We start from the raw sequence: 15,237 nt of genomic DNA, 5'->3' as shown, positions 1-15,237 counted from the left end.
CTTTGCTTCTCTCGAGTTTTGAGGTGGGAGTCTTATAGCCTGCAAATAGCGGGATAAAAAGAGCTGCCAAAAAAGTTAAGGTAATACTAACTTTCTTGACAGCTCTTATCTAGTTCAGAGAAATACTCCCTCTTTTCACACTTACTACATACAAAAAATGTAAATACTATACAATTAATACTTCTCTTGACTAACAAAAAAAACAATTTATAATTTGAATTTTGTAATTAAAAGTTGTAGTTCTTCTGCCATTTGTGATAATGTTCCAGCCGCAGAACTAATCTCTTCCATAGAAGCTAGTTGCTCTTCTGCAGATGTGGCAACACTTTGCGTGCTAGACGCATTATTTTGAGCTGCAACTGCTATCTCACCAACAGCTACTGACACTTGATCTGCTCCACTTGACATACTTTCAACCGTTGCAACCATTGTTTGAATTTGTTTTGCAATAGCATTTGTCGAATGTAAAATCTCACTAAAACTATTTTTGGTTTCATTTGCAATCGTAAGTCCTGACTGTACTTCAGTATTTACTTGCTTCATTGAACTTACTGTTTCATATACATCTTCTTGTATTTCAGCAATCAATTTTCCAATTTCAGTAGAAGATTCTCTGGACTGTTCTGCTAATTTCCGTACTTCATCCGCCACGATTGCGAATCCTCGGCCATGTTCTCCAGCTCTCGCTGCCTCAATTGCTGCATTTAACGCTAATAAATTTGTTTGATCTGAAATCGTTTGGATCACTTCTAGTATGTTACCAATTTCTTCTGACTTACTATTTAACAGTTGGATTACTTCATCTGACTGTGAGACAGATTGATGAATAGACTGCATTTGATTCACAGTTTGTTCTACTAATCTTCCACCATCTTCTGCTTTTTGACGCGTATAAGCAGAAGAATCAGAAATAGAAGAAGAATTCTTTTTTACAGCTTGAATTCCTTCCGTTACGTTAAACAATAACATAGCTCCTTGTTCTACACCTTTTGTTTGTACTTCCGCACTGCTTGAAACTTCATCCATTGCCAATGTAATTTGCTCGGTTGCCTCACTTGCTTGTTTTACACTTGCTGTTAGTTCTTCTGATGCACCTGCTACATGTCCCGCTGAAGAATGAATACGAGAAATTAATGTACGGAGTGACTCAGCCATGTCGTTAAATCCTTTACCAAGTTGACCAATTTCATCACTGGAACGCACTTCAATCACTTCTGTTAAATCACCTTCACTAATTTTTTGAGACGATTCCACTAAGCTCTTTAACGGTCTTGTGATAAACAAGGTAATCACATAAATAAGTGCTCCCCCCACCAGAAATGCAATCACTGCAATGACTAACGTTGTATAAAGAACTGGCGCCGCTGCTTCTGTTATTTCATCTGCATACATTGTGCCACCAACTCTCCAACCTGTTTTTGCATTTGTTGCAAACACCATTTTCTTTTCACTTCCTCCGTATGAATAAGAAAATGTACCGTGGTTCGTTTCATATAATGATTTCGCCCAACTATCCGCAGCCTTTTCACCAGATTTTTCTTCCGGGTGCGCAATAATTGTTTGTTGATTATCTAAAATAAAAGCATACCCTTTCTGACCAATTTTAATCATACCTGTTGTATCCAATAATTTTTGTATATTTAAATCTAATCCTACAACACCGCTACCATCCTCTAATTGTTTTGCAATCGTAACAACCATATGTCCATTACTTTTTTCTTTATATGGTTTCGTAAGGATAATACCGCCATTCTTTTTTACCGCATCAATATACCATGGCCTTTCTGTTGGATTATATGCAGAACCTAAATCTACATGTGGCTCTTGAATAAACAATCCATCATTTGCCCCAATATAAATTTGTTCAATTTCTGGACGCAACTGTGCATACTGTGATAACATCCCACGTAAAGCATCAACATTTCCTTCTTGATAAGAATCTTGATTCACTTTTTTCGCAAAATATTCAATCTCTGTAAACTTTTCACTTATCATTTCATTAATTAAATTATCTAACACTTTAATATTTTCATGAGCACTACGTGTAATTTGCTTATCAAAATTCTCTCTAGCCGTTTCATATGACATACTACCAATTGTAGAAACTGTAGCTAACAAAATAATAAAAAATGATAATAAAAGTTTTTTAGCTACATTCATATTTTTAAATACTCCCCACATACGTGACACCAAATTTCCTCCTCTATACTTTTAAGATGAAAGCATCAAGTTAGTAAAACTTGTTTCTCTCCTCATGACATGTATCAGACTTTGCTAAAACATATCTTTTCTCTTTTCTATAACCGGAAACTCTGCTACGTTTACAAATTGTATACCCTTTAATTGCAGACATTATGCGACAGATTCCGACTTACACTTTGTAAATTTTATATAATTAATCGTTATTTGTCTATATATAGATTTTAATTAATTACGATTAATAATCTTACTCTTTTTAATGTAACAAAAAAAGACTTCGATATTATAACCGAAGTCTTTTTTTGAATACATATTATAAGAATACTTCTCTCATTTCCCTTGTTACTTTTTCTTTTTATGTTGTTTCACAACTTTCTTCCACTTTTCTCGTTCCGCTCTAGCAAGCACAGGATCTTGCCTTCTCATTGCATAAGCAATTTCTTTTTGTAACTTCTTATAATTAAGCAATCTTCCTTCTGTCAATACACCTTCTTCTATAGCACACCAAACCGCACACCCTGGCTCTTTTTCATGCTTACAATCTCGAAATTTACATTTTTGAGCTGCTTCTTCTATATCAGAAAATGTTGCATAAATTGCCCCGCTTCCTTCCCAAAGCTGTAACTCACGCATACCAGGTGTATCAATTACTAATCCACCATTTGGCAATTTAAATAATTCTCGATGCGTTGTTGTATGACGCCCTTTACTATCACTTTCGCGAATATCACCTGTTTTTGCCGCATCCATTCCCATTAGTGCATTTAATAATGTTGATTTTCCTGCCCCAGAAGACCCGATAAGTGCAATTGTCTTCCCTTGCTCTACAAAACTTTGCAGTTCTTCTACACCAATTTTATGCAAACTATCTACTACAAATATAGGAACGCCAATTGCAACAGATTCTACTTCTATACCCCTCTGCTCTACATCCAAACATAAATCACTTTTCGTTAGCACAATAACAGGTGTCGCACCACTTTCATAAGCCAGTAATAAATAACGTTCAATTCGCCTTATATTAAAATCCGCATTTAACGCATTCACTAAAAAAAGATAATCTACATTTGCTGCTACAATTTGTTCCTCTGTTTTCTCCCCTGCAACCTTCCGAGAAAAAGAACTTTTCCTAGGCAATACTTGTTGAATGATTACTTTTTTTTCATTTGGTAATTTCGTAACCGCAACCCAATCCCCTACAGCTGGGTAATCGCCTTTTGCTAAAGTTTCATATCGAAATTTCCCTGATAGTTCTGCTATATATTCACCATCTTCACACATAACACGATACATATGTTTATGTTCAAGCAATACACGGGCTGCTTCATACTGCCCTCCTAATCGTTCCTCGTAGTAAGAATCCCATCCGAACATATTTAAATTTTTATTATTCACTATTTTTATCCTCCCCAACACTCTCTACTATGGAAGGAAACTGTTATTCTTTACGAAATACTAACCTTTCCTTCCGTATTACCATTTGTTTTATAAACCATATCAATGCTCACCATAATACATCACTCCGTTCTATATTGAATTACTTTCATTATATGAAATACAAACATAAAAGTCCACTTTTTTAATTGAATATTCAAACAAAATATACTATAAAAAAAGAAAGCACGCTATTAAGCTTGCTTTCTTTCTACATTAAAAACTACCATATCCTAAGAAATGTTTACGAGTATAAGAACTGTTCACACTTGTCGTCGTTACACCATTATTACCAGCATGAATATACTGACCATTTCCGATATAAATTCCTAGATGAGAAGGCCCAGCCTTATATGTATTTTGTAAAAATACTAAATCCCCTGGTTGTGGGTTTTTCACTTTACTAGCTTTAGCCCAATAAGAAGCCACATCCGTTCTTGTAATAGAATAGCCATTGCGACTATACACATAATAAATGAAGCCACTGCAATCAAATCCAGAAGGAGAAGAGCCACCCCATCTATACGGTACACCAATCATCTTTTTCGCTAAATCTATAACACCTTTACTTTTATCAATCCAGTAACCACTACTGTCAAATTGGTGCCATCTTCCGTCGATATATCTCCAGGCATTTGTTGCTACACCGCCTGTCCCTTCATAATACATCCACTTTCCATTTGATTGCACCCAACCGGTTTTATTTACTAGGTAACCTTCATTATTAAATTCATACCACGTTCCTTTAATAGCACGCCAGCCATTTGTCGCTACACCACTTGTTCCTTCATAATACATCCACTGACCATTTACATATTCCCATCCTGTTTTATTTACTAAATAACCATTATTGTTAAATTCGTACCATTTCCCATTAATATAGCGCCAACCATTTGTCGCTACACCATTTTTCCCTTCATAGTACATCCACTGGCCATTTACATATTCCCATCCTGTTTTATTTACTAAATAACCATCAACGTTGAATTCGTACCATTTTCCATCGATATATCTCCAACTATTTGTTGCTACACCTCTTGTTCCTTCGTAATATCTCCAATTATTATCCGTATATTCCCATCCTGTTTTGTTCACTAAATAGCCATTGCTATCGAATTGATAATAAACACCCTCGATGTTACGCCACGTATCAACGACACGCCCTTGATTATTCTCTAAATAATACTCCCACGAACCATCTTCCGTTTGAACCCATCCTACTTTATTTTCTTCTACAACTTGTATTTGATCCGCTGCCTGTTCTTGTACTTGCTCTTGAACCTGTCCTTCAGTATCAGCAGCTGCTACCAACGGTGTACTCATTAATAAAACACCAGCTGCAAAAAGTGTCGTTTTTATTGTCTTCCCCTTCATTCATATCAAATCCTTTTTCTATTTTTTATAATCTATTCATTTATCTATCTATTAACTTATTAATTTATTATGTATAAAATTATGTCTTTTAAAGTCGCATTATGTAAAATATAGAATTGCATAAGTAATTTTACCAATAACTCCCGTATATTCCAAGTCAAATTCACAAAAGAGAACATTACAATACTGTTACGAAGGTATTTCAAAACACAGCATTCCTATATTATATTTATAAAATTTTATTAATATCTAAACCATATAACTGTCAAAAAACCACGTTTCAACTTCCTTTCTCGAAGAAATATAACATAAAAACAATACAAAAATTGCTTGAAAGCTGCTTCTTCATTATAATAACTACCATACGATTATCTTTTCATTTCAGATCATACGTACGTATACATGAAAAACCTACAAAAATACAGGCTTATATGTCATATAAACTTAATAAAAAGGAGTAAATAAAATGACATTACAACAGCAAATTATGACAGCATTACACGTTCAACCTACCATTGAACCAAAAGAAGAAATTCGAAAACGCATTGATTTCTTAAAAGACTACCTTAATAAAACAGGTGCAAAAGGATTTGTACTTGGTATTAGCGGCGGACAAGACTCCACATTAGCAGGTAGACTGGCACAACTTGCAACTGAAGAACTGCGTCAAGAAGGAACTGAAGCAACCTTTATTGCTGTTCGTCTTCCTTACGGCGTTCAACAAGATGAAGATGACGCACAACTAGCATTACAGTTCATTCAACCTGATAAAGCAGTAGCTTTTAATATCGCTCCATCTGTAGATGAATTTTCAAAACAATATAGTGCGGTTTTAAAAGAGGAATTAACAGACTTTAATAAAGGAAATGTAAAAGCACGTCTACGCATGGTAACGCAATATGCCATTGGTGGTCAACAAGGATTACTTGTCATTGGAACTGATCATGCAGCTGAAGCTGTTACTGGCTTCTTCACTAAATATGGCGACGGTGGTGCTGACCTTTTACCACTTACAGGTCTTACAAAACGTCAAGGTCGTTCACTACTGCAAGAATTAGGTGCAGATGAACGTTTATATTTAAAGTTACCAACAGCTGATTTATTAGATCAAAAACCTGGTCAAGCAGATGAAACAGAACTAGGAATTACATACGACCAATTAGATGACTATTTAGAAGGAAAGTCCGTTCCTCAAGAGGTAGCAGAAAAGATTGAAACACGTTACATAAGAAGCGAACATAAACGACAAGTCCCAGCTTCTATGTTTGATGATTGGTGGAAATAAAAAAAGTAAGGTAGGCGATACCGCCTACCTTACTCTTGATAATGATCTGCAAAATACTCCATTGCATCACACATAAATTGCGCTAATCCTTCACCATACTTATCAATATTTTTTGTAAAGCGCGGATCATCAACATACATTTTTCCTAATCCTTTAAACACTTCCAATGAATAATTTCCAAAATTCTCATTTAACATATCGTACCATTCTTTAATTGCTATTTGTGCTTCTTCTGATTGTGGGGATTCGTCTCTAAGACTTGCCAAGTTTCTATAAATACGATCAAATTCTTCTGACATCCCTTTTTGTTCCTCTTTTGACATCCTTTTTATTTTATGATTTGACGCATCAACCGCCTCATCCCCCCAGCGTTCACGTGCTTCTTGCTCATAAGGATTTTTACTAAAATCAAATCCTTCAAACTTTTCTTCCATCGTCATCTCAATTTCTCCTTTCACATGCTTTATTGTCTTATCAAGCATCGCGATCATCTTATCTAGTCTTTCACGCTTTTCAAGTAACATATTTTTGTGTAACATAAGTGCTTCTTTTTTATCAAACGTAGGACTATAAATAATTTCTTTAATTTTTTGCAAAGGAAGACCGAGCTCCTTAAAAAACAAAATTTGCTGTAGCACTTCTAAATTTTCTTCCGAATACATTCGATACCCAGAGTCGGTTGTTTTCTCTGGAACTAACAATCCAATTTCATCATAGTGGTGCAAGGTACGTACACTAATCCCAACTAAATTTGCAACTTCTTTTACCTTTAGCATTCAATTATCCTCCCTTCTATTTATACAATAATGTATAACGTAACGTTAGGGTCAATACTATGTAATAAAAAAAATTTCTCTTTTCTAAAATTCATATTTACACCAAAAAAAAAAAAAAAAAAAACAAATAAAGCTGTCAAGTTTCCACTTAACAGCTTTATTATATTAACACGATTGTAGTAAACAACACGCCTTATCAAAGCGACGTAATTTTATATCTTCATTGGCCATACAGAAATAAAGCATGCCCATATCGCCCCATGCCATATGACAATTTTTCTCATCAGAATCTACTTGGAACAAAAGGGTAATGTCACTATGGTGTGCCCCTACATGCTCCTGCATTTCCTCAAACACTTCATTTTGCACAGAGAACGGCTCTCCAAAGATTTGATGATTATCATATTGATCAGGCATTAATTCTTCTAACAATTGTAGGAAACGATCTGAATCGTCTTCGTCTTCAATAAATAGCTCCGGAAGCTTCTCGACCACTTGGAAAGTTAAACAGCACTGCGGATACTTTGCATCAATACCTTCTATTTGCTGTAATTGCTCAGCATCATCATACATTACGCGCCAGCTTCCTCTTTTATATTCATTTCCGTATACCTCATGGAAACCTTCATAATTTTCATTATCAAAATAAAAGAAATATAACATTCCGCTCGCCGGCAAATCATTTTTCATTCCTGTTTTATGTAAGTCAACTAAATTAAATTGTGCAATAAAACTAAGCGGCTCCCCTTCATATGTCGGATATTCAAAAGTAACTGACACATCAGGTACACCACCCATTTTAGAAGAACCAATTGGTAAATTGGTGATTGGCGTTGGTATGACCTTCACGCACTGAAATACATGCGCTAATAGCTTCTCTTTTATATGTGTTAAACTGTGTTTTTCAATTAAAGCTTCAATTTCCCTTGTCATAGGTAACTCCTTACTTCATATTTTCATACTAATCATAACATATCAAAACGATGATCTTGCTCATTATAAAAAACAGGCTTATCCATTATACTCCAAACCGCATAACATCGCATAATATACAGTGTTCCTACAAACATGATATCTCATAATTCCTTACAGTAAACTTCCGTAGTTTTCATTTTGTTTAATCTCAATTCATTTTATAAGGAGGAATTCCACATGGGTTACGGATATGGTTACGGTTGCGGAGGATATGGCGGTTTTGCTTTATTAATCGTTCTATTCATTCTGTTAATCATCATCGGAGCTAGCTGCTGGGGCGGCTTCAGCTGCTAAGTAAACACTACTAACTATGAGTAAGAAAGCACGATATTCTCGTGCTTTCTTACTTTGTGAAAGGAATATTCTCTATAAGGTTCAACTAACACTCAGTGGGGGTTCTCCATCCCCCACTGAGTGTTAGTCCGACCAATCGGGCTTTTACTGGCTGTTAATGCGGGATAAAAACAAAGAAGAAACTAGTCAATATAAACGATTTGAGGAAAAGACGCAGCGCGATACTTAGCTGCATCTTTTCCTCAAGATTTTTTCTAAACTAATATCTTCTGAAAAGAAGGTACCATTTTGACAATTTCTTTGCCAATCTCTAATGAAGCAGTTGCTGCTGGAGAAGGGGCATTACATACATGAATGGAACGTTTCCCATTTACAATATAAAAGTCATCGACAAGTGCACCATCGCTACGAAGCGCTTGTGCACGCACACCAGCTGGCGCTGGTACTAGATCATCTTCCGTAATAGCTGGAATGAACCTTTGTACATCTTCAACAAATTTCTTCTTTATAAATGAACGAGCCATTTCCCCCATTCCCTCTTTCATATAACGGCTAGCTAATTTCCAAAAACCTTTATAGGCAAGTACTTCGGTAGAATCTCTTAAACTAAAGGATGTCTTCGTATATCCTTCTCGTTTTAAACTTAACACAGCATTTGGTCCAACATCTACTTTTCCATCAATCATTCTCGTAAAATGTACGCCTAAAAACGGGAAATCCGGATTTGGAACTGGATAAATTAAATTTTTCACTAAATGACGTTTCTCTTCATTTAATTGATAATATTCACCGCGAAACGGTACAATTTTCATATCTAGATGATAACCTGCTAGACGAGCAATACGATCGCAGTGTAGTCCTGCACAATTTAGCATAAACTTTCCTTTAATCACTTTTTGTGTTGTTTCAATAACAACTTCATCCTGCTTTTCTTCAATATTTACAACTGCATTGTTTAAAAAAATATCTCCACCATTCTCCTCAATCACTTCACCTATTTTTTTACATACTTCTTTGTAATTTACAATACCTGTTGTCGGGACATGAATCGCTGCTAATCCATTTACATGCGGCTCTATTTCAAACAACTCTTCTTTTGATTTCTTTTGCAACGCTAAACCGTTCTCTAATCCTCGGTTATATAAGTCATCCATCAATTTCAATTCTGCTTCATTTGTCGCTACAATAACTTTCCCGCACGTTTCGTAAGGAATATCGTACTGTTCACAAAATGTAACGATACTTTCACTTCCTTCTTTTGCTAGGCGTGCTTTTAAACTACCTGGTTTATAATAAATACCTGAATGAATAACACCACTATTATGTCCCGTTTGGTGCGCTGCTAGCTCACTCTCTTTTTCAATAACCGCTACTTTTACACCTGGATATTTTTTATATAAATTCATTGCCACGGATAACCCGACAATGCCACCACCAATAATTATATAATCATACATATTTTTTGCCCCCTATTGAATGTCGCATGCTACTGCTAATAGTTCTACAAGATGCATGACCTCTGTTTTTTTGTTATTTCCACTTCTCTTTACACCAAGTTTCATTTGCAAATGACAACCTGGATTTGTTGTTACAATAATATCTGGTTCGACTTCATTTACATGTTCCATCTTCTTACCAAGAATCTCCATCGATTCTTCAAAATGAACAATATTATATACTCCAGCTGATCCGCAGCACATATCCATTTGTTTATGTGGAACATATGTAATTCCTTTTACTTGGTGTAATAGTTCCACCGGTTCATTGATAACCTTTTGCACATTACGTAGATGGCATGAAGGTTGATAAGTAACAACCTTTTTCATTTCTTTTACTATTGGAAGTTGTAATTTGGCTAATAAAACACTAATATCAGCACAACTTTTAGAAAAACGGACTGCCCGTTCGTACCACTCTGAATTTTTCTCAAATAAATGTGGATACTCTACCAACATTGCACCGCAACCACCAATACTGTTGACTACATAATCAAAGCTATGTTTTTCAAAGACTTCAATATTTTTTTGAGCTAGCCCTTTTGCTATTTCTGTTTCACCTGCATGATGTTGCAGAGCTCCACAACATGTTTGTTCCTCTATTAATGTTACTTCACACCCCGAAAGCTGAAGTAGCTTCATACTCAAATCATTAATCTTTGCGAACATAACATCCATCATACACCCTACAAAAAAGCCAATTCTGTAATGACATGTCCCATTCGCAGGAAAAACAGTATACTTACGATTCTTCTTCTTTGGAACTTGTATATTTGGTGCAACTTCCTCAAATGCCCGTAAATTTTCTGGCAAAACCCTCATCATCCCTGTCTGTTTCGCCATTTTCGTTAATCCCGCTTTTTGTGCAACTTGAATTCCCATTCCAGCGGCTCGCATCATCTTCTTATTCGATAACGCTTCTTTCATAAAAAAGTTTCCAAATCGTGATTTACGCTTATCCTTTGCTAATGCTTCTTTTGCAGATTGTAAAATCTCTCCGTAAGGCACATTTGTTGGACAGGCTGTTTCACATGCCCTGCAACCTAAACATAACTCAAGAGAGTTGGAAATTTCATCAAGAGATAACTTTCCTTCTGCTACCATTTTCACTAAATTAATTCTTCCTCTTGGCGAATGTGTTTCCTTTTCCATTGTTATGTATGTTGGACAAACTGGTAAACAATAACCACATTGGACACATTGAAACGTTTCTTCGTATGCTAATATTTCTCTACTCATTGGTTAATCCAAACCTTTGTCCTTCGCTCGGAAAGATTTTCCCAGGATTTAAAATATTTAGTGGGTCCCACGCTTGCTTCACCCGCTTCATCATATCTATCCCCACTTGTCCAAGTTCCATCTCCATAAACGGGGCTTTCATTACACCTATACCATGTTCTCCTGATAACGTACCTCCAAGGTCAACAGCAGCTTTAAAAATTGCCTCTACTGCTTGCTCCACTCGTTTCATCTCTTCAGCATCCCGCTGATCTGCAATAATATTCGGATGTAAGTTCCCATCACCAGCATGTCCAAATACAACTAAATCCACATCATATCGCTCTTTAATTTCTTTTAAGCGGCGAAACATTTCTGGAATCTTACTCCTTGGTACGGTTGCATCTTCAGAAATCTTCGTTGGCTTTCGCCTCACAATAGCAGGAGACACAAGTTTTCTTGCCCGCCAAAGCTCATCTGCTTCTTCCGATGTACGTGCCACTTTTACTTCTCTTGCACCAATTTGCAAACAAATTTCTTTTACTCGCTCACTTTCAGCACGAATTGCTTCCGCATGTCCATCTAGCTCAATTAACAAAAGTGCTTCTAAATCTGTCGGTAACCCAAGTGGCTCATATTCTTCTACCGCAATGACAGAAGCTTGGTCCATAACTTCCATCTTAGAAGGTAAGATCCCGCCACTTAACACAGTCGATATCGCCTTTCCAGCATCAATAATATCGTCAAAGATAACCATTAATGTTCCTGTAGCCACTGGATTCGGAACAAGCTGCAGAATTGCTTTTGTAATAATCCCAAGCGTCCCTTCTGATCCAACAATTAATTTCGTTATGTCATACCCTGTTACATTTTTAACAGTTCTTCCGCCCGTTTGTATTACTTTTCCTTCCGCAGTTACAACTTCAAGACCTAATACATAATCCTTCGTTACCCCATACTTTAATCCCCGTGGCCCACCTGCATTTTCTGCTAAATTCCCACCAATTGTTGAGACGTGAGAACTACTTGGATCCGGTGGATACATCAGTCCATATTTATTTGCTTCTTCATTAATGCGAGCTGTAATAACTCCTGGGGATACGACAGCAACTAGATCTTCTTGGTCAATGATAAGCATATCGTCCCACTGCGAGAAATCTAATACAATCCCTCCATATACTGGAAGTGCCCCCCCACTTAAACTTGTACCACTCCCTCTTGGGTATACCGGAATTCGTTCTGCATGAGCAACTTTCATAATTTCAGTGACTTCCTCTGTGGAAACAGGCTGTAATACGACATCAGGTACATACATACCAAAGGAAGCATCATATGCATAACTATAACAATCTGCTTTTTCTGTAAGAATACGATGCTTCTCCTTCACGACATCTTCCAATTTGTTTCTTACTATATCTGAAACCATTACGATGCCTCCTTACAAAATATCGTAATCTAATAGTTTGCTACATTTTCACACAACGTGTATCCCCTAGCTTAATCCTCGTATTTGTAATATGTTCCTTCATATATTGTGAGGCTAGTTTCGCATCTCGGCATTTTATCGCCTCATAAATGCGAGCATGTTCGTTATACACTCGCTCTCTTTTTTGTGGAATGCCTAGATTCTTTTTCAGAGAATATGACAATGACCCTAAATATAAATCTTTCATATTTTCAATAACTTGTATTAAAAAACGATTATGAGACGAGTAAATAATTTCTTGATGGAATAAATAATCTGCTTCATCCCCTACTAACTGCAAATCCGTTACAGTTGTCCGAAACGCTTCAAGCGCTTTTTCGATTCGTTGTAAATCTTCGGCAGTGTGACGGACAGCTGCTAGTCCAGCTGCTTCAGTTTCAATGATTGATCTCATTTCTAACAGTTCATACACTTCTTTGACTTCTACTACTTCAAAAGTAACAGGTTCTAGCATACTAACAAGCTGGACATCTTTAACAAAACTGCCACCGCCCTGCTTCGATTCAATGAGCCCCCCTGCTTCTAAAACACGAAGTGCTTCTCGTACTGGAACACGGCTAACTCCAAACATTTTTGCTAACTCGTTTTCAGACGGTAATTTCGAATGAGGAGGAAACACTTTATCTTTAATTAGCGTCTTTAATTGTAATAATACTTGTTCTGATATTTTCTTTCGTTCAATTGGTTCAACCATGATCTCCCTCCTTATTTCAAAACATATTCATTATACCTCTACATGTTTAGAAGCATTATTATTCTTTGTTCTTGTAATGTGTAAAGCAAGAAATAGACTAACAACTACTGCGCCAGCAATGTCTGTCATTAACCCTGGCTTAATTAAACAAATTGATCCGGCAAAAAATGCTATGCGTTCAATAATAGAAAGTGGCGCTGAGAAAAAGTTATTTAACGCAACCGCTAATGCAAATACGCCTATTAATGCTGTAATAAGAACAACAATGATAGAGAGAACAGAAACGTCCCCACCTTTTTCTGCTGGTTGCATTAAAATAATTGGATTATATGCAATCATAAACGGGATAATAAATCCTGGTAAGGAGATACGAAGTGCCTCCCACGATGTTTTCATTGCATCTGCCCCGGCAATTCCTGCTGCTGTGTAGGAAGCTAGAGCAACTGGCGGGGTAATGTTTGATAACGCCCCGAACCAAAATACGAAAAAGTGAGCTGCTAACGGATGAACACCCGCTTGTATTAAAGCTGGAGCTGCTGTTACTGCTACAACAATATAAAGAGCTGTTGATGGTAAACCCATACTCAGTACGATACACGTAATCATAACAACGATTAAAATTAGCCATAATGATCCCCCTGTTACGGAGACGATGTTAAATGCTAATGTTGATCCAATACCTGTCATTGTTACAACCGCAATGATAATCCCAATTGCAGCACAAGCGATTCCAACTTGAATTGTTCCTTTCGCTGCATCTTCTAATGCAACAAAAGCTTTAGAAATCGTAATGCGATTGTTTTTATTTCGTGTTAACCAACTTGCTACAATAACTGCTACAATCCCTGCAAACCCAGCAAAGAGCGGTGTCTTTCCTGTTAATAACGTTGCGATAACAATAACGATTGGAACAATAAGAATCCCTCGTTCCTTCATAACTGCTAACACTTTTGGGATATTCTCTTTACTAATTCCTTTTAACCCTTGCTTTTTCGCTTCTAAGTCAATTGCAATGATTAAAGCTCCGTAGTATAGGACACTTGGAATAATTGCTGCTAATACAATTGTTGTATACGATATTCCTAGAAAACCTGCCATAATAAATGCCGCTGCTCCCATAATTGGTGGCATAATCATTCCACCCGTTGAGGCTGCCGCTTCTACCGCACCAGCAAACGTCGGCTTTAAACCAATTGATCTCATTAGCGGAATCGTAAATGTTCCAGTTGTTGCAACATTGGCTACTGCACTTCCACTTAGTGAGCCCGTTAATGCACTCGAAATAACAGCGACTTGCGCTGGACCACCTCTCGTTCTCCCTGCAATCGCTAATGCTAAATCATTAAAGAGCTGCGTTGCACCACTTACATTTAAGAAAGCTCCAAATAAAATGAAAACAACAATGAACGTTGATGCTGTTGACAGCGTGATACCGAAAATACCTTCTGTTGTCATGTATAGACGATATAGCAATCGTTCAATAGAGAATCCAGCATGTCCAAAAATCCCCGGAAAGATTGACCCAAACAACGCATATATAATTGCAAACAATGCTAAACAAGGAATAAATAAACCTATCGCTCTTCTTGCCGCTTCTAATAAAATAACAATTGTAATACACGCAAACATATAATCCATCAATATCGGCTGTGATGCCCGATCCACATGAATGGTAGTATAGTTAAAAAACAAATAACCTAGTCCGGCTAAAGTAACAACAATAAAAGTAATATCACTAACAGATAAGCGCTCACGACTACTTTTGCTACTCCCTGGATATAAGAAAAAAGTAAGCAATAGAATAAAAGCAAGAAAGATAACATTTCGATAAATCTCTTGAATGGTAGAAAATCCGTTTGTATACACTGCAAATAAAGAAAATGTAATAGCTAACAAACTCACAATAATCTTATATGTCCCCTGCATGGAGCGCATTCCTCCGCCAGCTTCTTTGTCTAGCATCGGCTCTTTACACTCTTCTACTGCATTTGCCCCTAAGTTCATAC

12 protein-coding genes are annotated in these 15,237 nt (G+C 36.6%); 2 read left to right on the top strand and 10 right to left on the bottom strand.

All coding sequences use genetic code 11. The annotated features are described in order from the left end of the window. Positions 1 to 207 precede the first annotated feature (207 nt). The 3 genes from BAMA_RS08345 to BAMA_RS24465 form a co-directional block, all read right to left on the bottom strand. Positions 208 to 2,181, bottom strand: coding sequence for a methyl-accepting chemotaxis protein (locus BAMA_RS08345; RefSeq protein WP_415782894.1), 1,974 nt, complete (start codon positions 2,179 to 2,181; stop codon positions 208 to 210). A 360-nt stretch (positions 2,182 to 2,541) separates the two neighbouring features. Further along, complete coding sequence (gene rsgA / locus BAMA_RS08340) at positions 2,542 to 3,573, bottom strand: ribosome small subunit-dependent GTPase A (protein WP_034638392.1); 1,032 nt, start codon at positions 3,571 to 3,573, stop codon at positions 2,542 to 2,544. Between the two features lie 276 nt (positions 3,574 to 3,849). Beyond that, entirely contained in the window at positions 3,850 to 5,007 is a 1,158-nt protein-coding gene (locus BAMA_RS24465) for an NlpC/P60 family protein (protein WP_051758901.1), read from the bottom strand. A 466-nt stretch (positions 5,008 to 5,473) separates the two neighbouring features. Between BAMA_RS24465 and nadE the strand changes: the two genes are divergently transcribed. Next, positions 5,474 to 6,292 (top strand): ammonia-dependent NAD(+) synthetase, encoded by an 819-nt coding sequence (gene nadE / locus BAMA_RS08330; protein WP_034638217.1) that lies wholly within the window; start codon positions 5,474 to 5,476, stop codon positions 6,290 to 6,292. A gap of 29 nt (positions 6,293 to 6,321) precedes the next feature. Here the strand turns inward: nadE and BAMA_RS08325 are convergent, their stop codons facing one another. Next, the gene (locus BAMA_RS08325; RefSeq protein WP_034638215.1) at positions 6,322 to 7,068 is read right to left on the bottom strand and encodes a MerR family transcriptional regulator; all 747 of its coding nucleotides are present in this window, start codon (positions 7,066 to 7,068) and stop codon (positions 6,322 to 6,324) included. A 165-nt stretch (positions 7,069 to 7,233) separates the two neighbouring features. Continuing rightward, the gene (locus BAMA_RS08320; RefSeq protein ID WP_034638213.1) at positions 7,234 to 8,001 is read right to left on the bottom strand and encodes a YwqG family protein; all 768 of its coding nucleotides are present in this window, start codon (positions 7,999 to 8,001) and stop codon (positions 7,234 to 7,236) included. A 219-nt stretch (positions 8,002 to 8,220) separates the two neighbouring features. On the opposite strand from BAMA_RS08320, the gene BAMA_RS08315 reads away from it, so the two are divergent. Beyond that, the gene (locus BAMA_RS08315; RefSeq protein ID WP_034638211.1) at positions 8,221 to 8,337 is read left to right on the top strand and encodes a YjcZ family sporulation protein; all 117 of its coding nucleotides are present in this window, start codon (positions 8,221 to 8,223) and stop codon (positions 8,335 to 8,337) included. A gap of 254 nt (positions 8,338 to 8,591) precedes the next feature. On the opposite strand, the gene lhgO is transcribed toward BAMA_RS08315, so the two are convergent. Genes lhgO through BAMA_RS08290 form a run of 5 tightly spaced genes read right to left on the bottom strand, consistent with a single transcriptional unit; the run spans position 8,592 to position 15,235 of the window. After that, positions 8,592 to 9,794 (bottom strand): L-2-hydroxyglutarate oxidase, encoded by a 1,203-nt coding sequence (gene lhgO, locus BAMA_RS08310; RefSeq protein ID WP_034638209.1) that lies wholly within the window; start codon positions 9,792 to 9,794, stop codon positions 8,592 to 8,594. A 12-nt stretch (positions 9,795 to 9,806) separates the two neighbouring features. Next, positions 9,807 to 11,072, bottom strand: a complete 1,266-nt coding sequence (locus BAMA_RS08305; protein WP_034638207.1) for a (Fe-S)-binding protein — start codon at positions 11,070 to 11,072, stop codon at positions 9,807 to 9,809. Continuing rightward, entirely contained in the window at positions 11,065 to 12,477 is a 1,413-nt protein-coding gene (locus BAMA_RS08300) for an FAD-binding oxidoreductase (protein ID WP_034638205.1), read from the bottom strand. Before BAMA_RS08300 ends, BAMA_RS08305 begins: the two co-directional genes overlap by 8 nt. Positions 12,478 to 12,517: 40 nt before the next feature. After that, positions 12,518 to 13,231: a FadR/GntR family transcriptional regulator gene (locus BAMA_RS08295; protein ID WP_034638203.1), complete on the bottom strand. Its 714-nt coding sequence runs from the start codon at positions 13,229 to 13,231 to the stop codon at positions 12,518 to 12,520. A gap of 30 nt (positions 13,232 to 13,261) precedes the next feature. Continuing rightward, positions 13,262 to 15,235 (bottom strand): TRAP transporter permease, encoded by a 1,974-nt coding sequence (locus BAMA_RS08290; RefSeq protein WP_051758900.1) that lies wholly within the window; start codon positions 15,233 to 15,235, stop codon positions 13,262 to 13,264. Between the last annotated feature and the right edge of the window lie 2 nt (positions 15,236 to 15,237).

It is taken from the genome of Bacillus manliponensis (assembly GCF_000712595.1).
GTDB lineage: Bacteria > Bacillota > Bacilli > Bacillales > Bacillaceae_G > Bacillus_A > Bacillus_A manliponensis.
The sequence above is the reverse complement of the archived record's forward strand: the minus strand, read 5'-3'. Positions and strand labels throughout refer to the sequence as shown.